Below are 19,256 nucleotides of genomic sequence, written 5' to 3'. Positions count from 1 at the left end.
CATGACCATGACCTTTCGCTTCGCTCTGCCTTTGCTGTTGTCCTCGATGTCGCTCGCGCAAGCCGCCGACGCGCCGCCGTTGAATGCCTCGCTCGCGCTGAGTCATGTCGCGCCTGGCCTTTGGCAGGCGAAATACCATTTCGCGGAAACGGTCAACGCGGTCAAGCTGGAAGAGGCGGGCGATTTTCGACAAACCGCGTGGAAGATCGTCACGCCAGGCTTTCAGCTGGTGCAAACGAAGGAGGGCGAGCAAATCGTCCGCAAGGACGGTAAGGCTTTCGATAAACTGGATGTCGAAGTACGCAACTACGATGACTTCCTGCCCAAATCTTATGCCCCGATGAACCATTTCTCGGATGGCGGCACTGCGATCTTCCTCGGCTTCTTCATCGGCGATGCAGTCAAGGGCAGCGCAACGCGCGAGCTGGCCGTCGACATGCAGGTGACGGGCATGAAGGGGGAATCCGTGCTGGTCCCGCCGCACGGCACCGACAACAAGACCAGCCGCACCTATGCGTACGTGGGCCCGCTCACGCCTCTCGCCGCAGGAAACACCGTGCTGGTACTCGATCCCAAGCTGCCGGAATGGGTCGCGAATACGCTATCCGAGACCGGGGCGCGCGTGTCCGCGTACTATACGCAGGCGTATGGCCGCAACCTCAGCCAACCGTTGCCCATCCTGATCTCGGTGGATCACCTGGATCGTGAAGGGATGTCGTTCAAGGGCGGCGTCACCAGTGGCCTGATCACGTATCGGCTGACAGGCAAAGCCTTCCTGACTGAAACGCCGAAGCGGCGGGCATATATCGCCAAGCTGGTCGCACACGAAATGGCACATATCTGGCAAGGCGCGGTCAGCCAGGGTGGCCTCGGTGAAGACGATCCCTGGATCCACGAAGGCGGTGCGGAAGCGATGTCGGTCGACGCACTCGTCGCCACCGGCATCTGGGACAAGGCCCAGCAGCAGGAATTCACCGACAAGGCATTGGCGGACTGCGCTGCGCAGCAGGATCCATTCGGCACCTACAACGGCATCTATGCCTGTGGTTTCAAGCGCTTCCACGATTATCCGCTTGGCGTCATCCCGTTATGGACAGCAATGATGAAGCGGACCGAAGCGACCGGCATGGTCTATTCGGAGAACATGATCAAGTCGATCCTCGCCTCGAAGTGAACAAGATCTGAAGTTGATGGAAGACATGCATGAATGAATTTGATCGAAAAAAGAAACTTCGCTCACGCTGCTTCGCAGAACAAATAACTAGTGCCCGAATACATCGCTTGCCTCAGTGGAAAGACCTGTAGCAGGCAGGGAAGGTGGAGATTTCACAGCACCTTGACATTCTCCCCGAGCGAGGTCAGCGCCATCAACAGCATAGGCCAGGTATTGTTTGCGACTGAGCCATCAAACTCGTTCAGTGAGCTGGCAAAGCTCTTGATCGCGTTCAGGTTCTTGTCGTCAACCGGCGGGGCTTTGTCCTTGCCATTGTCGTCCCAGTCAGGTTTGATCGACGGCAGCAGGCCAAAGAACAAATTGCCCAGCATTCTGATGTCAGCCGCGTAGCTGGCGTCGGCGCCTTTCTGGGCTCCCTCAGGCACTTGTTCGGCCTTGCCGAAGTCGATCAGGCGGACGACATTGTCTCCCGCCAAGATCAGATTTTTGAGTTTTATATCGCCATGGGCGATGCGAACCCCGCGCAGCGCCGCGACCTGTGCGGCAACCTGTTTGACCACATCCACGGCAGCGGCGGCGGTCAAACTGCCCTTGTCGGACGTCGCCACAACTTTGTCCATACTGCGGCCGGCGATGTATTCCATGACAACCAGGTCGTCCGCCACATGGTAGACCGCTGGAGCGCTGCCTTTCGGGGCCAGCCTCAACATCCGGTATTCACTCAGTGCTTCTGCCTTGCCTGATTGTAATTCGCCGTTGAATCCCTTGACCGCCACGTCTTGCCCGGCCATCGACCCGCGCCACACGCCCCCGAATCCACCGCTGCCGAGCTTGTCGTCGCTGACTGTGACCTGCAGCGGAGACAGTAGCTCTTTTTTGTTAGGGGGGATGACGCCTTCCGTACCGTAGTTGACCAACTGCAGTACTGGAGCAGGCCGCATCATCTGAGTCAGCTCGTTCAGGCGTCGTGCACCGGCGCCGGTACCGGCAAGCTTGCCTTGAGCGCGCAACTGTGTCGCCGCCTGTCGATGGTCATGGCCTGTGCCCGGCACCGGACCGCGGAGCTGCGATGGCGCGGTGGTGGAAGCGCTGGTGTAGGCAAGCACGGACATGCGTCTAGCTCCGGTCGGAATGGGTATAGCCCAGTGTATCGGCTTCAACCCGCGCAAGCAAACCACACATGGCGATACCGTGTATCCAGACTAAACGGAGTGCCAATATCCTCATGCTCGACGTAGGATACGACGGCAATAACGCATTTTACATAATATAAATTATGCGAAATTACTAGCGTGAAGCCTATCAAAATCCCTCTCGCTGAAAAATCAGGCTACCAGAGGCAAAACTACACTTCACGTCACCGAACCGTTTCACATCGGTCGCTGGATCACCATTCAGTACGACAAGGTTGGCGGCCATCCCCGGTTCGAGTCGCCCGCGCACCGCTTCCTTGTGCCAACGTGCTGCCGGCGCGGTGGTCAGCGACGCAAGGATCTGCATCGGCGTCATGCCGGTTCGCGCCATCAGGACGTATTCATCGGTCGGGTTAAAGTCCGTCATGTAGCCGACGTCCGTGCCGAACAGAACCTGGCCACCCGCATCGACGAAAGCCTTGAGCTGCCGCTCGGCCAAGCCGACGATGCTTTCCCGCACTTCGGCCGGAACATGTGCTTTGTCCAACTCGTAGCGCCACAACTGCAGCGTCGGAACAACGGACACCTTGCGCGCGACCATGTCGGCGATAAGCTGCGCGTCCCACGCAGAATTGGGCGGATCGATTGTCGTGTGCACGATAATGTCGGCGCCGGCCGTGACGGCCGCGCGAACACCGTCCGGATCGGTTGGATGCACCATCACAAGCCCGCCTCGTTTGTGCGTCTCTTCAGCCGCCGCGCTGGCGATCTGCGGACTCATACGCCGTATCACGTCATTCCCCATTGGCGACGCGATGAACAATTTCGTTCCATTGGCGCCGTTGGCCAGATTTTGACGCACGATGGCAAGGGCTTCCTCGATCGTCGCGGGCTGTGGCAACTGGCGCAGCATCTCCGGCGGAAGCTGGTTGAGGTAGAACGGAATGCCGTTGTGGGGATAAAGCGGCGCGCCGGCAGTCAGGATTTCCGGTCCGCGAACACTGCCATTGGAAATACGGTCCCTCAGCGCCTTTGTGTTGGCAAGCGCCGAGGCGGTATCGACCACCGTGGTGTAGCCAAAACGCGTTAGCATGCGCGTCAGCGATTGTTCGAGCTCCCCGGGCGCCCGCGTGGCGGCATCGGTAAAGGACTCATCGGTAAAGTGGACATGGCTGTTCTGAAAACCAGCAGCGATGACACCGCCGTTGCACGCCCCTTCGCTGCGGATGCCCGCCGGCGGCGTGTCGGTGCCTACGGCCTCGATCTTGTCGTTGTTCACGAGCAACCACGCGTTGGCGAGAGGAGGCCGGTCGGGCGCCACGTAAAGCAGCGTGCTTGTGAGCAGCCATCGCTTTTCGTCTGGCGCGCCGGCTTGCTGCATCGACGTGCACCCTGCCCCACTCACGAGCGCCACCAACGTCAGCACCCTCGCGATTGCGGTCTTGCCCAGCACCATAAAGCGTTTATCGTTTGATTCCATCAAAGAGCACTCCAAAGGATTGAAGGTAGAAGGCGCGGAACTGCGCCTCGTCGTAGCTGAAGCGGCCAGCATGGTAGAGGGTGATTAAGCCGTGCCCTTGAGCCCATAGCGTCATGGCGATATCCCAGGGATCGCCTTCGCGCAATAGTCCCTGGCGCATGCCTTCAGCGAGCATGTCTGCGATCACGTTCAAGGTCGGCGAGCGCCGCGCGCGGAAGTCCTCCGGGAAGCGCCGTGCATCTTCGCGTGGAACGGAAAAGCTGTAGTCAAACAAATGCGGCTGCCGCAGCGCGTAGTCGAGATAATTCTCCATCGAATGCAGCAAACCATGCATCAGATCGGGATGCTGGGCGCGGTTCTGCCACTGCTGCGCCACCTCGGTAAAGGCATCGTCGGAAATACGCTTCAACAGCGCCTCACGATTGGAAAAATGGCGGTAAATGGCCATCGGCGTCAGACCCACGGCCTCAGCCACGCGGCGCATGCTCACGGCACTGGCGCCCTCGCGCTCAAACAAGCTGCGCGCGGCGGCGAGAATCTTCTGTTGGGTGGTTTGACCTGTCATGTATACAGCGTATACATGACAACTTCAATTGTCAACAATTGGTAAAAAACATAATGCGCTCTGGCCGTTTTCTGTCTTGCCAGCCTTGCCGAGTCGTTGCACCATCTTCGCGCACCGGGTATCCGCCTGGAGATGGACAGACGAGGATGAGCACCATGCATCAACTGAATGCGGTCACAAAATTGCTGCGCCTTACTTCGATGGTGTGCCTGCTCGCCAGCGCCTACGCCCAAGCCTATGATCATCCGTTCCAGGACCCCGCGCTGCCCACTACACAGCGGATCGACAATATCCTGTCGCTGATGACGGTGGAAGAAAAAATCGCCGCCCTGTCGACCGATTCCAGCGTCAAGCGGCTCGGCATTCCCAGCTTCGGCAGTTCCGAAGGCATCCACGGCCTCGTCAAGCGCGGCAACGAGCAGAAAGGCCTGGCGGCGATTTCCACCACACAGTTCCCGCAACCGCCGGGCATGGGCGAGACATGGAATCCGTCGCTGGTGCGCGCGGCCGGCGAAATCCAGGGAACCGAGGGCCGCTACGTCACGCAGAATCCCAAGTACAGCCAGCCGTCGATGATGCAGTGGGGACCGCAGGCCGACCTGGCTCGCGATCCGCGCTGGGGCCGCACCGAGGAAGTCTATAGCGAGGATCCCTTCCTGGCCGGCACGATGGCCACGGCGTTCGTCAAAGGCTTGCAAGGCGACGATCCCAAATACTGGCGCTCGGCCGCCCTGCTCAAGCATTTCCTCGCCAACAGCAATGAGAATGGCCGCGGCAATTCCTCGTCCGACTTCGATGAGCGGCTGTTCTGGGAATACTATGCAATGCCGTTTCGCATGGGTTTCGAGGATGGCGGCGCGCGTGCGCTGATGGCGTCTTACAACGCCTGGAACGGCATGCCGATGGCCGTGCACCCTATTCTCAATAGCCTGCTGTACGACAAGTGGAACGCCGAGGTGGTGTCCGGCGACGGCGGCGCCGTCGGCAATCTGGTCAAACTATACAAGCGCTATCCCGACCACAAGGCGGCGGTGGTGGCGGCATTCAAGGCCGGCATCAACCAGTATCTCGACAAGTTCAAGGACGAGATGCAGCAGGCGGTGACGGAAGGCTTGGTCACCGAGGCTGAGCTCGACGTCGCGCTGCGGCGCAAATTCCAGGTCACCGTGCGACTGGGCCTGATCGATCCACCTGACGGCAATCCGTACGCGACCATCAAGGATGGTCCAGAGCCGTGGCTCAGCGATAAGCACCAGGCGCAATCGCTGCAAATCGCGCTGGAATCGGTGGTGCTGCTGAAGAACGCCAACAACGCGCTGCCGCTGGCCAGGGGCAAGCTGAAATCGATCGCCGTCGTCGGGCCATTGGCCGACAGCGTGCATTGGGACTGGTACGGCGGCCATCCGCCGCATGCGGTCTCGCCGCTGGACGGCATCAAGGCCGCAGCAGGTCCCGGTGTGACGATCAACTATGCTGCAGACAACACGGACGGCGCGGCGGTCAAGGCTGCGCGCGCATCGGATGTGGTGGTGGTCGTGGTCGGCAACGATCCGACCTGCGGACCGAACATGGCGCACGACTGGACCGACGCCGGTACCAAACCCTGCGCCGATCCCGGCGACGGCCGCGAGGGACGCGACCGCGAGACGCTGGCGCTCAAACAGGAGGAACTGGTCAAGCTGGTGCATGCTGCCAATCCCAAGACTGTGATGGTGCTGGTATCGAGCTTCCCGTACACGATCAACTGGTCGCAGAAGAACGTGCCGGCCATCGTGCATCTGGCGCATTCGTCGCAGGATGAGGGCACGGCCGTGGCGCGCGTGCTGTTTGGCGATTACAATCCGGGCGGTCACCTGATCAGCACCTGGCCGGCCTCCATGCAGCAGTTGCCGCCGATGATGGACTACGACATACGCCATGGGCACACGTATATGTACTTCAAAGGCAAGCCGCTCTATCCCTTCGGACATGGCCTGAGCTATACGAGCTTCAAGTACGCCAACCTGCGCACCAGCAATCCTTACCTGGACACCAAAGGCGCCCTCACCGTCGATGTCGACGTGACCAACACCGGTAAGCGCGCCGGCGACACGGTGATACAGCTGTACGTCAGTCATCCGAAGTCGAAAGTGGCGCGGCCGCAGCGCGCGCTGGCCGGCTTCGAGCGCGTCAGCCTGCAACCGGGCGCCAGCAAAACCGTGCACATTCCGCTCAAGGCCAGCCAGCTGGCCTACTGGGACGCCGGACTCGGCGCCAGCAAGATCGAGGCCGAACCGCTCAAGCTGATGATCGGCGAGTCGTCTTCAAGCATCAAGTTGAGCAAGGAGCTACAGGTCCGATCAAGCGACTGACAAGCTAGCATCCGGCAAGCTGTGGCGTTCCAGCACAGCCCGGTCGAACACCCTTGCCTGACCGCATCGCCTCCGCTAGCATGAATCCTCGTCGGACTATCGGAGTACAGACATGGAAACGACATCGCTTGCCAGCGCAGTCAAGGTCGACCGGTGGCAGCGCAGCCGCCAAAAGGCGTTCAAGTCCGTGCCCGATGAAGGCCGCACGATCACTTATCTGGGCAAGAAGTTCCACGTCTATCCCAACACCTTCTGGCCCTTCCTCGACAGCCAGCCGCTGGTCCGCAACTTCAGCATCAAACCCGGCGAGAGCGTGCTCGATGTGGGCACCGGCTCGGGCGTGATCGCGATCTTTGCGTGCTATGCGGAGGCCAGCCGCGTGCTGGCGTTGGACGTCAATCCGGCCGCCATCCGCAGCGCCCGGCGCAATGCGCGCGACCACGGCTTCGACCGCATCATGGAAGTGCGCCGCTCCGATTTGTTCACGCAAGTGGATGATGAACAGTTCGATGTCATCACGGCCAATCTGCCTTTCCGCAACAAGCCAGCGCCCGACGTGGTGGCCCGTTCGCAATGGGACACGGACTTCAAGACCAACACGCGCTTCTTCGCCGAGGTCGGCAAGTACTTGAAGCCGGGTGGCCGCCTGTATTTCGCGCACTCCAACTTTGGCGACGTCGATGAAGTGAAGCGGCTGGCCAAGGAAGCCGGCTTCCGCGTCCGGCTGCTGGCCAGCAGCGTGCCCGGCGAGGCGGAGGAGCGCCAGTTTCATGCCTTCCTGATGAAGCGCGCCAAGTCGGCGTAGCCGGAGTGGACGCCCTGCTCTCGACGATCAATGCATTGCGCGCCGTGCCCCCCGCGCCATGGCGTGACAAAGTGCGGCGCGTGGCCGTGATACTGACCAGCTCCCGTTCCGGTTCGAGCCTGTTCAAGGAAACGCTGACCCGCCATCCCGACATCGCTGCGCTGGACGGCGAGATGGTGCCGTTCCTGACGCTGAGCGGCAACGGCTTCGGGCAGGATCCCGCCTGCACCAGCGACGCGATCACCCACCTGCGACATGCCGACGCGCTGGCGAACCATGTCTTCGACGGACTCACCGTCGCGGCGCGGCAACTAGCGCCGCAGGCCGAACTGCATGCGCGCTGGTGTCGGCGTTTGCTGCTGCAATTTCCTGCCCTGTTCGCTGCGCCGGACGAATACGCCAGGCTGCAGCACAGCCTGGGCGAAGCGCTGGCGTATGTCTGTGGACGCGGCGACCAGTTGACGCAACGCGAGGCAGTACAAGTTGTGCTGGGCGGCGTGTTCTGGCGGGAGCGCTGGCGCATCGACTACTACGACGGCCGCTTGGGCCCGGGCGAAGCGCGTCCGTTCGCGGAAGCGACCAAGATCGAGGAGCCGCCGTTCGTGCAGCCGGTCTTGCGGCGGCGGCGCTGTACCGAGGCCGATGTATCCGGCAAGGTCTTGCTGTTCAAGACACCGTCGGACGCATACCGGCCCGGCTTGTACCAGCAGCTGTTTCCACAGGCCGAGATTCGCTACATCCACCTGACGCGCGGATACGCCCAGAGCGTCAATGGCCTGATCGACGGCTGGCTGTCGCAGACCGGCTTCTTTGCCCACGACATGGCGCACGCCGGCATCCGGCTGCAGATCAGCGGCTATTCGGAACGATTCGCGTTCGGCCAGCGCTGGTGGAAGTTCGACCTGCCGCCCAACTGGCGCGAATTTACCCCGGCCAGCCTGGAAGACGTCTGCCTGAATCAATGGCTGTCCTGCCATCGGCACATCATGGACAGCGGCTTGCCGATGCGCCGCATCGCGTTCGAAGACTTCCTCGCCGATCCGGCCGCCACGCTGGCGCAGGTGTGCAAATGGCTGGAGCTGGGCCCGGCGCCGGCCATCGGCGATCTGCCGGTGACCATGGCGACCGAAGCGCCGGCGGCGGCCCGCTGGCACAAACGCCACGACCTGCTGTTGCCCATGGTGCGGCGGACGGACGTGGCGCAGACCATGCGCGAACTGGGCTACCGCCTGGAACCGGAGAGTTGGCAATGATCAAGCCCTTGCTGGTTCCTTACCTGATGGGACAACGGCGCGATGGTCTGCGGCGCGTGGAGCCGCTACGCGGCCAGCCGTGGCATGCCGTCACCTCGCCGGAATCGACGGCGGACCGCATCACGGACAAGGGCGAGCAGATGCGCAGCATGGGACGGGTGTATGCGGGGCTGGCCGCCGAAGTGAAGTCGGCGGTCCTGGCCGGCGACATCCCGTGCAGCATTTCGGGCGACTGCGTTTCCTCCATGGGCGTGCTGGCCGGTTTGCAGCAGGCCGGCCGCGAGCCGCAGCGCATCTTGTGGCTTGACGCGCATGGCGACTTCCACACCTGGGCCACAACCCAGACGCAGTACCTGGGCGGAATGCCGCTGGCCATGCTGGTCGGCCGGCGGGACCGGCGCCAGGCCCAGCGCGACAGCATTGCCGGCTTGCGCGCGGCGGTGGGCGCGGAACCCTATGCCGAGGCGCGCGTCCTGCTGTCCGACGCCCGCGACCTGGATCCGGGCGAGGACGAAGCCTTGCGCCAGTCCGCCATCGTGCAATGCCCGCTGGACCAGGTGCTGTCGCACCTGTCGCCGCAGGAAAGCCTGTACGTGCATTTCGATACCGATGTGCTGGACGAGCCGCAGCGCATGCCGGCGCTGAAATACCACGTGGCCGGCGGGCCGCGCCTGGAACAAATGGCCGCCCTCTTCCGTAGCCTGCACACCTATCCGCTGGTGGCGGTGTCGGTATCGGCCTGGCATGCGGAGCAGGACGAAGACGGCCTGGCCGCCCGCGCCTGCCTGGACTTGCTGGAGCTCCTGCTGCCCGACTAGCGCGGCCGGCACCGATCGACGATCAGGTGGTCTCCTTCGCCACCAGCTGTTCGAGCTGGTTGAAGAAGTTCTGCCATCCCATCTTGGCGCCTTGGTAGGCCTGCTCCTGGTCGGTCCGGAATCCGGACTGCTCCATCCGCAGATGCGTTCCCCTGGTGGTCGGATCCAGCGTCCAGGTCACCAGGCTTTCCAGCCCATAGGCAGACCAGGTGTAGGACAGCGTCCGATTCGGTTCGACTTCCGTCACTTCGCAATCGACCGCGCCCCAGTCCGCGCGAAGATTGAAGCGATGGCCCGCAACGGGCAGGAAGTCGTTCTTCATCAGCCAGGCTTCGATTAGATGAGGCTGGGTCAGCGCGCGCCAGAGCTTTTCGGGCGGATACGGAAATTCCCGTTCGACGACGACGGTACGGGTTTGGGTCGCGGTTTCGTTCATTGGTCCATCCTTTTCAGTAAGGTTTCAAGATCGTCGAACCGGCCTTCCCAGTAGCGAGTCATCTGGTTGGTCCAGTCCAGCAGCGGAGCCAGCGCGTTGAGTTGTGCGCTGTAGTGGGTTTGGCGGCCCTCATGCCGGTCCAGCACAAGTCCGGCTTGCTTCAACACGGCAAGATGCTTGGACACGGCCGGTTGCGACACTTCGGCTTGGGTAGTCAGTCCCCCTACCGTCTGTTCGCCGCCGCTGCATAGCCGTTCGAAGATCGCGCGCCGAGTGGGATCGGCAAGCGCCCGAAAGACTGCGTCATGAGTATTTGTCATTGGAATCCATAGCCACCGAGTTATGAGTTAACTATAACCCTGCGGTTATGGGTTGGTCAAGCGGTTTCTGTCTTCAGGGCTGGGTTTTCGGTGCGCCGGCGCTCAGCCTCAGTTGTTTGAGCGCCTCTTCTGAAGTCGAGTACATATCGCAATCACCGCTGTTGCGGATGAACATGCTGTTCAGACGGCCGACAGTCGCGGGATCCGCAGTAAGCACGTTTATTTTTCTGGACGTTGAGTCGTCCTTTCTGATCATCATGAAATGCGATGGGCTAAGCGGCATAAAGCCGCCGAGCTTGAGAAATTTTTTCTGTGCATCGGCCTCCGCGTGGACCTGGTGCGCCGGCGCGCTGGACGTCAAAAATTTGATTTCAGAATCGTTCACATGGATGTCGATCTGTACGCTGTCACGCTCGAGCTGCATCGCCAATTCTAAGGACTCGATATATGTGACAAGCTTTAAGAAGGTTTCCTTTTGCGCCTCGGACAGGACGACCACTGCTTTATCCGTATGTAACGTCAACGCGTTGATGCTCTCCATCACTCGCGTTCTCATTTTTGCCGTCCTGAATAATTGAGTGGCATACAAGGCCAACAGGCAGGAATAGAAATTGGCGGCGGATTCGGGCGTGTCTTTCAGCAAGGGCCAATCCATGTCTTTCAGCGGCGCTAATAACCTTGAACACGCGTTCTCAATCGCCGCGTACTTCTCCTCTAGATAGTTCGTCTCGAGTACTTTTAATTTCTCATGTGACGGCAGTTCTTTCGATCGATACTCGGAGACCATCGACAACACAGATAGCTCGGCGAACATTGGTTCGAGGTAATCGAGCTTACGATCCGCATACTTATACCGCAGCAAATCCAGGACGTCGCCATCCACTTCTACTCTATAAAATCTGTTGATCTGAGATATGGCGTTCAGGTCGCTCGCAAAGAATAGCTTGCCGTCTTCCGAGCGCCTGGCCCAGACTCCGGCTGTTTTGCCCCGTGTCGTCAGCCAGTATTTCAAGTAGTAGCGGCTGACGTAGTGTTGGTTCTTGGTCTCTTTAGTGTCCATTGTCAATATTCCTGTTTATTGCCATCCAACAATACTCGAAACTCACGCAAGCCGCTTGACATCCTCCGCAACACAAGATACTTTACGTAACGTTTCCATTCGGCAATTATAATCAAAGCAGTTTGATCTTTCGTGCGCCAGGAAAATCTTAAGTATAGGAAAATCTTGGCGCGGTCTGTGGAAACGTTTCCGCACTATGCACCACTCTACAAAAGCCGCCACTTAGAGCGGCTTTTATTGGTGGCCAAACATGATGAGTGTCATGTTTGCATCACCTGTTGTCGGGAAGCTAATGGCTGGGAAGAGGTTCGACCGCTCCACAAGAGAGGCCGTTTTTTGATGATGTCCCAGTAACAATAACAAGGGGAATAAATATGAACAAAATGCCATACCGGCATGGATTGAAACTCGGACTGCCGCTCAGCCTGTCGCTGATCCTGGCAGCCTGCGGCGGAGGAGGCAGCGATGCCGACAGCGCCAACGCCAAGGTGGCGATGGGCGGACGTTCGCTGGCGGCGGTCTCGCTGGCGGCGGCGACGCCCGAAGTGGCGCTGACCCCGGTAGCCGTCACCGCGACGTCGGCCGAACGCGGCGACCTGTCCGCCACCGCAGCCATCGATGGCAACGAGCAAACCCGCTGGGGCAGCGGATTCGCCGACGACCAGTCGCTGACGCTGGACTACGGCACGTCCAAGCTCATCACCCGCGTGCGTATCCAGTGGGAAAACGCCCACGCCACGCAATACCTGCTGCAGGTGTCCGAAGACAACTCGAACTGGACCACGATCAAGACCGTGGACGACAGCGCGGGCGGTACCGAGGACTGGACCGGGCTCAACGGCCAAGGCCGCTACCTGCGCGTCAAGGGCATCAAGCGCTCGACCGGCTATGGCTATTCGATCTTCGAGATCAAGGCTTTCTCCGGCACGCCGGCCGAAACCGTTCCCCCTGTGACCGATCCGGTGCCGCCGGTGGTGGTCGATCCGACCAAGCCCGGCATCGTCCTCAAGCCGGTCGCCGCGACCTCGTCGGCGGTGGAAGGCAATATGTCCGCCTCGCTGGCCATCGACGGCAAGACCAATACCCGCTGGGGCAGCCAGTCCGAGGACGGCGCCTGGATCCAGTTCGACTTCGGCGTCAAGACCCAGGTCGGCTACATGAAGCTGCTGTGGGAAAACGCCTACGGCAAGGAATACGCGCTGAACGTGTCGGACGACGGCAAGACCTGGTCGCAGGTACGCTACGTCAGCGGCGGCCAGGGCGGCACCGAGGAGTTCTACAACCTCGGCGTCAACGCCCGCTACATCCGCCTGCAAGGCGTGGCGCGCGCAACCCAGTACGGCTACTCGCTGTTCGAGGTGGAGTTCAAGGCCCCCGGCAGCGACAACACGCTGGGCGGCTCGACCACCTCGGCATTGAAATTCCCGGCCAGCGGCGCCGGTTGGGCGCCTTTGCCGACCACCGCCGAACCGCTGGAATCGCTGCAGTTCACGCTGGCCGATGGTACGCTGGTCACCCGCTTCGGCGCGCGCGGCCTGGCCCGCCACGGCCGCGAGCGCGGCGAGGAATGGAATGAAATCGGCTACGGCCCGAACGAAACGGTCGATCCGGTCACCGGCCTGCCGGTCGATAAAGGCCCGGGCAATTACCTGACCTTCGTGCCGCAGTACTTCAAGAACCGCACCTGGGGCGTCGAGGTCATCGACAACAGCCGCGTGGCCGGCGTCACCAAGCCCAAGCTGATCGTCAACCAGTACACCACCGTCGACTTCCTCAAGGGCGGCGTGGCGTTCTTCCGCGCCATTGACCGGCCGGGCGTGACCGGCTACGGCTGGATGGCGCCTGGTCAGCTGGTCGACGACAACATCGCGATCTGCAAACCGATGGCCTACCCCGCCAACAACCGCCTGACCAATGCCAACGGCATCAACGGCGGCTGCACCATCCAGGTCAGCAACTACCCCGGCATGACCGCGCTCGACGCCAACGGCTTCCCGAACGGCAAGGATATCCCTGCCCGTTCGCTGGTGGTCGGCGACGTGATCGAGGTGTCGCCATCGATGTTCTCGACCACCGATTCGATGCTGGCCAAGGGCGACAACGGCGGCATCCGCTACTACTCGCAAGAGTGGATCTACGTGGTCGGTTCCGGCTTGAAGCCTTGGTACGGCGTGCAACCGCGCCTGAACTCGGTGCCGCTGCCGGCCGAGACCTTGTCGGGTGGCGCGGGCTCCGTGTCCTACAACTACTCGGACAACGCCTTGTTCATGTTCCAGCAGCCGCACAACAACATCGGCATGCAGAACATGCAGCGCTTCGTTGAAGGCCGCCGCCTGGTGCACACCAACTTCACCACCGGCAACCACAACGAGCCGGGCAACGACCGCTACGACGCCGCAGTCGGCCTGCAGGGACAGCGCTTCAACCAGTCCGCCTGTATCGCCTGCCACGTCAACAACGGCCGCAGCCCTGCCCCCTTGGCGACCAACCAGCGCCTGGACACCATGTCGGTGCGCGTGGCGACCACGTCGGCTACCGGCCAGCAACTGCCGCATCCGCAATACGGCAGCACGGTTCAGATGAACGCGGTGTCGTCCACCGGAACGCCGCAGAACTGGGGCACCGATGTGCGCGTCGGCAGCTTCGAATCGCGCACCGTCAAGCTGGCCGACGGCACCTCGGTCGAACTGCGCAAGCCTAAGCTGACCTTCGAAGGCGCGACACCGGACGTGGTCTCGCTGCGCGCGGCCCAGCCGATGATCGGCGCCGGCCTGCTCGAAGCGATACCGGAAGCGGACATCCTGGCGCGCGCCACCTCGACGCCGGACGTCGACGGCGTCAAGGGCGTGGCCAACTACGTGTTCGAGCCGGAAAGCGGCGCGGTGCGACTCGGCCGCTTCGGCTGGAAGGCATCCAAGGCGACCCTGCGTCACCAGGCCGCCGCCGCGCTGCTGATGGACATGGCGGTCACCTCGCCGGTCTACCCTAACCGCAGCTGCAACACCGACCCTGCGGGCTGCGCATCGGCCGCGGCGCAGAAAGGCATCACCGAAGCCGACCTGCAATCGATCTCGCGCTACCTGGCGCTGGTGGCCGTGCCTGCCCAGCGCAGCATCGCCAGCGGCTTCCCGAAAGGCGTCGCGCCGATCGATGAGCTGAACGTCAATCCGGCGCAAGTCAGCGCCGGCGCCAAGGTGTTCCAGGGCATGCGCTGCGCGGCTTGCCATACGGCGGAGATGAAGACCGGCAATGGCCACCTGTTTGCCGAACTGCGCAACCAGACTATCCGTCCGTACAGCGACCTGCTGCTGCACGACATGGGCACCGGACTGGCCGACAAGCTGGTCGAAGGTCAGGCCAAGGGCAATATGTGGCGTACCGCGCCGCTGTGGGGCCTGGGCTATACCGAGAAGGTCATGGGCGCCAACGCCAAAGTCGGCTACCTGCACGACGGCCGCGCGCGTAACCTGACCGAAGCCATCATGTGGCACGATGGCGAAGGTACGGCATCCCGCCAGCGCTTCGAGAAGTTGACCAAGACCGACCGCGACGCCTTGCTGGCGTTCCTGAAGTCCTTGTAATCAGTTGTCGCGGCCGCCGGATGGAAACTATCCGGCGGCCGCTGTCAGCTGATCATCGCAGTCGTCTTGCGATATGCACCAGTGGGACCGCAGCCGTCACCACTGTCACCAGCAGGAACACCAAATCCAGCTGATAGAGTCGCCAGTCGACGATATTTCCAAGCAAAAATTGCCGTATCGTGGCCACGCCCAGGATAACCGCGATCAGGTCAACGCCGGGGTTGTCGTCCGGACGGTAGATCAGATAGATGGCTGGTACAAACAATATCACCACCAACAACACCACCGTGGAGACATACCATGGCGAGCGCTTGATAGTGATCGCACATTCGTCTATGCCGTATGGCTTTTCCGCCTCGCCCTCTTCCAGCTTGACGTCCGTCACATACTCGCCCCAGCGGTTCGCTTTTGACACGACCATGGAGTCGGACAGGTGAATATTGACGATGGTGGTGTCCAATTTATACGGCTGCCAAGCCGCATCGGCCGGCCCTGAAACGTACACCTCAGGGCGTATGCCAATCTGATAAATATCATATGGGAATTTGCCAGGTAATCCCGACGGATAAATAGGGGTCTCCTTAAGTCTCAATATCGCCGTGTCATCCCACCTGCGAATTTCGCTGCCGCTCTCCAATTCAAGGGATTGCGAAATAGCACCCAGGCCAGCTGTAGGTGACCTCAGCCCGTGCAACATCACCGACATCTTGATGCTGTCTTTGGATAGCTGGTCGTACTTGGCTGCATTAAGTATCAGTTCCCCGGAAATCAGAAACTGGCCATTCTCGCGATCCTTGATACGCAGGGACAAATAGTTCTTCTCGTATCGTGCTTGTCCGCCGGATATCTGATCGAAGTCGCCGCATCCGACCCAGTGGCCCCTCCAGGCATCGCCTTGTTTTGGCGCGCGGAAGTAGTCGTAACCAATAAATATCGTCAGCCCCGCGATCAGAACGGCCAATCCTACCGGAAGATATTTATATAAAAGATGTATCGCTTTTCGCATAACCCGCATTCCTACCTACCCCTTGTATTTGAAGCTGCTTGTCCGGCAGTCAGCTTTATGTGATTATCTGGTTATGAATATACCAACTTCGATCGCCTGTGTGTGCTTCGCCAGCCTGTCTTTCATACTTTGGCAACGACAGCGGCGCGCACGGCGCGAGGCTTATATACGCAACTTTGTGCTGCCCAAGGGCTTGTTCGAAAAGTTACGGGTGCGTCATCCGGATCTCAGCCTCAAGGATTGCCAGCTGGTGGCCCAGGGGCTGCGCCAGTTCTTCCTGGCCCATTTGAAGAGCGGCAAGAAGTACGTCTCCATGCCGTCCCAGGTCGCGGACGATCTGTGGCATGAGTTCATCCTCTACACCAAGAACTACCAGCATTTTTGCCAGCATGCGTTCGGCAGCTTCCTGCATCACACGCCTGCGGTGGTGCTGAGCAAGGGCCAGCAAGGCAATGCCGGCATCCGCCGCACCTGGCTTCATGCGTGTCACGAAGAAAACATCAATCCCCACAAGCCGACACGGCTGCCGTTGCTGTTCGCGCTGGACAGCAAACTCAATATCCCGAATGGCTTTGTGTACGTGCCCGATTGCAGCGGCGTCAAGCGGCAAGACGACGGCACGGGCGACGGCACGGGTATCGTCGTGGCCTACTGCGGCGCGGATCTGGGCGGCTCGGCCTCCGGCTGCGGCGGCGACTCAAGCTCCAGTGACGGCGGCAGCGACGGCGGTGGTGACGGTGGTGGTGACGGCGGAGGCGGAGGCGATGGTTGCGGCGGTGGCGGCTGCGGAGGCGGTGGCGACTGAAACGCTTGCTTTTCGCGCTATGCGCGTGACCGCACGGAAAGGGTTGGGTCGCAGCAGTATCTTCGGATCAGAAAAAGGAGGTCGACATGATCCTGTGGATACTTATCATCCTGCTGGTCGGCGTTGTCGCCGTGCTGGCCATTCCGGCGCTGCGACGCAGCCTGGTCACCCCGCATATCTTCGCGCTGTTCAAGCGCATCCTGCCCGCTATGTCCGACACCGAGCGCGATGCGCTGGAAGCCGGCACCACCTGGTGGGATGCCGACCTGTTCAGCGGCCGCCCCGACTGGGACAAATTCCTCAAGCTGCCACGCCCGACGCTGACCGCCGAGGAACAGTCCTTCCTCGATAACGAGGTCAAACACCTGTGCGAGCTGGTCGACGACTGGGAAGCCACGCAAGTCTGGCAAGGCCTGCCGGCGCCCGCGTGGCAGTACGCCCGCGACAAGGGCTTCCTCGGCATGATCATTCCCAAGCTGTACGGCGGCAAGGCCTTCTCGGCCTATATGCATTCGCAGGTGGTGATGCAGCTGTCGACACGCTGCTCGGCGCTGGCGGTGCAGGTGATGGTGCCGAACTCCCTCGGCCCGGCCGAACTGCTGCTGCACTACGGCACCGACCAGCAAAAAGACTACTACCTGCCGCGCCTGGCCTCCGGCGCCGAAATCCCCTGCTTCGCGCTGACCAGCCCCTATGCCGGCTCCGACGCCGCCGCGATTCCCGACACCGGCGTGGTCTGCATGGGCCAGTTCGAAGGCCGCGAGACGCTGGGCCTGCGCATCAGCTGGGACAAGCGCTACATCACCCTGGGCCCGATCGCCACCTTGCTGGGCCTGGCCTTCCGCGTGGTCGATCCGGACCGGCTGCTGCCGCCGGACGCCACGCCGGGCATCACCTGCGCGCTGATCCCGACCACGCACCCTGGCGTCGTCATCGGCCGCCGCCACTGGCCGCTGAATGCCGTGTTCCAGAACGGCCCGACCAGCGGCAAGGACGTCTTCATCCCGATGGAATGGATCATCGGCGGCCCGACGCAGATCGGCAAAGGATGGCGCATGCTGATGGAATGCCTGGCCGCGGGCCGTGCGATCTCACTGCCGTCGGCCAGCGTCGGCACCGCCAAGCTGGCCGTGCGCGGCACCAGCGCGTATTGCGCGATCCGCCGCCAGTTCAAGACCGCCATCGGCAAGTTCGAAGGCGTGCAGGAAGCGCTGGCCCGCATGGGCGCCAACCTGTACATGATGGATGCGACCCGCAAGCTGTCAGCGCTGGCGGTCTATCTGGGCGAGAAGCCCGCCGTGATCTCGGCCATCGCCAAATATCACGTAACGGAGCGCGGCCGCGCGGTGGTCAACGATGGCATGGATATTCTGGGCGGCAAAGGCATCTGCATGGGGCCAGGTAACTTCCTGGCCCGCGCCTATCAGCAGATCCCGATCGCCATCACGGTCGAAGGTGCAAATATCCTGACTCGTTGCCTGATCATCTTCGGCCAAGGCGCGATCCGTTCGCATCCCTACGTGCTGCGGGAAATGCGCGCCACCGCCGAGGCGGACCGGCGCAAGGGCGAGCATGACTTCGACGCCGCCTTCTTCGGCCATGTGCGCTTCGTCTGCGCCAATGCGGTACGCGCGCTGTGGTACAGCCTCACCGGCGGCCTCTCCGCGCCGGTGCCGGAACGCGCCGCCGACGATATGGCGGCTTACTATCGCGCCGTGGGCCGCCTGTCGACCGCGTTCGCGCTGATGACCGATATGTCGATGTTCGTGCTGGGCGGCGAATTGAAACGGCGCGAGCGCATCTCGGCCCGGCTGGGCGATGCACTGTCGCTGATGTACCTGGTAAGCGCGACGCTGAAGCGCTACGAAGATGAAGGCCGCCAGGAGGCGGACGCGGTCTATGTCCACTGGTCGGTGCAGGATGCGCTCAACAAAGCCGCGCTGGCGCTGGACGGCGTGCTGGAAAACTTCCCCAATCGACCTGCGGCCGTGCTGGCGCGCTTGCTGACGTTCCCGTTCGGCCTGCCGTGGGCGCCACCGTCCGACGACTTGGGCGCCGCCGTCGCCAACGCCATGCAAACGCCGGGCGCCAGTCGCGAACGTCTGCTGGCCGACAGCTACCTGGCCGACGACCTGCGCGATCCTGTCGCTTGCGGCGAACTGGCCTTCGCGCTGCTGCCGATGGTGGAATCGATCGAGCATCGCCTTAAGCCCGTCTTCAGGTCGGGTGAGCTGGAATCCGTTCCGCAAAGCCTGCCCGAGATGGAACGCTGGATCACGCAGGTCGCCGCGCTGGGCCTGTTGACGCCGGAAGAGCGGCGCGCCATGTCGGACTTTGCCCGCTTCACCGATCTGTCGGTGCACGTGGACGATTTCCCGGCAGACCTGAACGCCACCGCCGATGCGGAGAAGCGCCGCCGCATGGCGACGCAACCCCGCACCGTCGAAGCTTGATGGCTACCGCTGCCCC

General features: G+C 61.7%; 15 protein-coding genes. 8 read left to right on the top strand and 7 right to left on the bottom strand.

What is annotated here, in order from left to right:
• Window position 1 precedes the first annotated feature (1 nt).
• Window positions 2-1,174 carry a hypothetical protein gene (locus ACEN9F_RS02485; protein ID WP_413417485.1) on the top strand — a complete coding sequence of 391 codons (1,173 nt, stop codon included), beginning with the start codon at window positions 2-4 and terminating at the stop codon, window positions 1,172-1,174.
• Between the two features lie 152 nt (window positions 1,175-1,326).
• On the opposite strand, the gene ACEN9F_RS02480 is transcribed toward ACEN9F_RS02485, so the two are convergent.
• The 3 genes from ACEN9F_RS02480 to ACEN9F_RS02470 form a co-directional block, all read right to left on the bottom strand.
• Entirely contained in the window at window positions 1,327-2,286 is a 960-nt protein-coding gene (locus ACEN9F_RS02480) for a protein kinase domain-containing protein (RefSeq protein WP_413417483.1), read from the bottom strand.
• 190 nt (window positions 2,287-2,476) lie between these two features.
• A complete protein-coding gene (locus ACEN9F_RS02475; RefSeq protein WP_413417481.1) occupies window positions 2,477-3,787 on the bottom strand; it encodes an amidohydrolase family protein in 1,311 nt (436 codons plus the stop codon).
• Complete coding sequence (locus ACEN9F_RS02470; protein ID WP_413417479.1) at window positions 3,771-4,352, bottom strand: TetR/AcrR family transcriptional regulator; 582 nt, start codon at window positions 4,350-4,352, stop codon at window positions 3,771-3,773. The genes ACEN9F_RS02475 and ACEN9F_RS02470 overlap by 17 nt, the downstream gene beginning before the upstream one ends.
• A 155-nt stretch (window positions 4,353-4,507) precedes the next feature.
• On the opposite strand from ACEN9F_RS02470, the gene ACEN9F_RS02465 reads away from it, so the two are divergent.
• The 4 genes from ACEN9F_RS02465 (at window position 4,508) to ACEN9F_RS02450 (ending at window position 9,579) form a co-directional block, all read left to right on the top strand.
• Entirely contained in the window at window positions 4,508-6,703 is a 2,196-nt protein-coding gene (locus ACEN9F_RS02465; RefSeq protein WP_413417477.1) for a glycoside hydrolase family 3 C-terminal domain-containing protein, read from the top strand.
• A 112-nt stretch (window positions 6,704-6,815) separates the two neighbouring features.
• Window positions 6,816-7,508 (top strand): methyltransferase, encoded by a 693-nt coding sequence (locus ACEN9F_RS02460; RefSeq protein WP_413417475.1) that lies wholly within the window; start codon window positions 6,816-6,818, stop codon window positions 7,506-7,508.
• Between the two features lie 5 nt (window positions 7,509-7,513).
• Entirely contained in the window at window positions 7,514-8,761 is a 1,248-nt protein-coding gene (locus ACEN9F_RS02455) for a hypothetical protein (protein ID WP_413417473.1), read from the top strand.
• Entirely contained in the window at window positions 8,758-9,579 is an 822-nt protein-coding gene (locus ACEN9F_RS02450) for an arginase family protein (RefSeq protein WP_413417471.1), read from the top strand. The genes ACEN9F_RS02455 and ACEN9F_RS02450 overlap by 4 nt, the downstream gene beginning before the upstream one ends.
• Window positions 9,580-9,601: 22 nt before the next feature.
• On the opposite strand, the gene ACEN9F_RS02445 is transcribed toward ACEN9F_RS02450, so the two are convergent.
• The 3 genes from ACEN9F_RS02445 to ACEN9F_RS02435 all read right to left on the bottom strand — a co-directional run bounded on the left by ACEN9F_RS02445 (window position 9,602) and on the right by ACEN9F_RS02435 (window position 11,395).
• Entirely contained in the window at window positions 9,602-10,015 is a 414-nt protein-coding gene (locus tag ACEN9F_RS02445) for an SRPBCC family protein (RefSeq protein WP_413417469.1), read from the bottom strand.
• Entirely contained in the window at window positions 10,012-10,335 is a 324-nt protein-coding gene (locus ACEN9F_RS02440; protein WP_413417467.1) for an ArsR/SmtB family transcription factor, read from the bottom strand. The genes ACEN9F_RS02445 and ACEN9F_RS02440 overlap by 4 nt, the downstream gene beginning before the upstream one ends.
• A 73-nt stretch (window positions 10,336-10,408) precedes the next feature.
• Window positions 10,409-11,395 (bottom strand): DUF4238 domain-containing protein, encoded by a 987-nt coding sequence (locus ACEN9F_RS02435; protein ID WP_413417465.1) that lies wholly within the window; start codon window positions 11,393-11,395, stop codon window positions 10,409-10,411.
• A gap of 374 nt (window positions 11,396-11,769) precedes the next feature.
• Between ACEN9F_RS02435 and ACEN9F_RS02430 the strand changes: the two genes are divergently transcribed.
• Entirely contained in the window at window positions 11,770-14,976 is a 3,207-nt protein-coding gene (locus ACEN9F_RS02430; protein WP_413417463.1) for a di-heme oxidoredictase family protein, read from the top strand.
• 52 nt (window positions 14,977-15,028) lie between these two features.
• Here ACEN9F_RS02430 and ACEN9F_RS02425 read toward each other — a convergent pair whose 3' ends face one another.
• On the bottom strand, window positions 15,029-15,982 hold the full coding sequence (locus ACEN9F_RS02425) for a hypothetical protein (RefSeq protein WP_413417461.1): 954 nt from the start codon (window positions 15,980-15,982) through the stop codon (window positions 15,029-15,031).
• 73 nt (window positions 15,983-16,055) lie between these two features.
• On the opposite strand from ACEN9F_RS02425, the gene ACEN9F_RS02420 reads away from it, so the two are divergent.
• Together ACEN9F_RS02420 and ACEN9F_RS02415 are read left to right on the top strand one after the other, a co-directional pair.
• Window positions 16,056-16,787, top strand: coding sequence for a glycine-rich domain-containing protein (locus ACEN9F_RS02420; protein WP_413417459.1), 732 nt, complete (start codon window positions 16,056-16,058; stop codon window positions 16,785-16,787).
• 86 nt (window positions 16,788-16,873) lie between these two features.
• Window positions 16,874-19,240, top strand: a complete 2,367-nt coding sequence (locus ACEN9F_RS02415) for an acyl-CoA dehydrogenase (RefSeq protein WP_413417457.1) — start codon at window positions 16,874-16,876, stop codon at window positions 19,238-19,240.
• Window positions 19,241-19,256 lie beyond the last annotated feature (16 nt).

The sequence above is a fragment of the Duganella sp. CT11-25 genome (assembly GCF_047302815.1).
In the GTDB taxonomy this organism is placed as follows: domain Bacteria; phylum Pseudomonadota; class Gammaproteobacteria; order Burkholderiales; family Burkholderiaceae_D; genus Rugamonas.
The sequence above is the reverse complement of the archived record's forward strand: the minus strand, read 5'-3'. Positions and strand labels throughout refer to the sequence as shown.

Coding starts and splice junctions, on each gene's coding strand:
- ACEN9F_RS02485 (WP_413417485.1), top strand. CDS start 2: ATGACCATGACCTTTCGCTTCGCTCTGCCTTTGCTGTTGTCCTCGATG.
- ACEN9F_RS02480 (WP_413417483.1), bottom strand. CDS start 2,286: ATGTCCGTGCTTGCCTACACCAGCGCTTCCACCACCGCGCCATCGCAG.
- ACEN9F_RS02475 (WP_413417481.1), bottom strand. CDS start 3,787: ATGGAATCAAACGATAAACGCTTTATGGTGCTGGGCAAGACCGCAATC.
- ACEN9F_RS02470 (WP_413417479.1), bottom strand. CDS start 4,352: ATGACAGGTCAAACCACCCAACAGAAGATTCTCGCCGCCGCGCGCAGC.
- ACEN9F_RS02465 (WP_413417477.1), top strand. CDS start 4,508: ATGCATCAACTGAATGCGGTCACAAAATTGCTGCGCCTTACTTCGATG.
- ACEN9F_RS02460 (WP_413417475.1), top strand. CDS start 6,816: ATGGAAACGACATCGCTTGCCAGCGCAGTCAAGGTCGACCGGTGGCAG.
- ACEN9F_RS02450 (WP_413417471.1), top strand. CDS start 8,758: ATGATCAAGCCCTTGCTGGTTCCTTACCTGATGGGACAACGGCGCGAT.
- ACEN9F_RS02445 (WP_413417469.1), bottom strand. CDS start 10,015: ATGAACGAAACCGCGACCCAAACCCGTACCGTCGTCGTCGAACGGGAA.
- ACEN9F_RS02440 (WP_413417467.1), bottom strand. CDS start 10,335: ATGACAAATACTCATGACGCAGTCTTTCGGGCGCTTGCCGATCCCACT.
- ACEN9F_RS02435 (WP_413417465.1), bottom strand. CDS start 11,395: ATGGACACTAAAGAGACCAAGAACCAACACTACGTCAGCCGCTACTAC.
- ACEN9F_RS02430 (WP_413417463.1), top strand. CDS start 11,770: ATGAACAAAATGCCATACCGGCATGGATTGAAACTCGGACTGCCGCTC.
- ACEN9F_RS02425 (WP_413417461.1), bottom strand. CDS start 15,982: ATGCGAAAAGCGATACATCTTTTATATAAATATCTTCCGGTAGGATTG.
- ACEN9F_RS02420 (WP_413417459.1), top strand. CDS start 16,056: ATGAATATACCAACTTCGATCGCCTGTGTGTGCTTCGCCAGCCTGTCT.
- ACEN9F_RS02415 (WP_413417457.1), top strand. CDS start 16,874: ATGATCCTGTGGATACTTATCATCCTGCTGGTCGGCGTTGTCGCCGTG.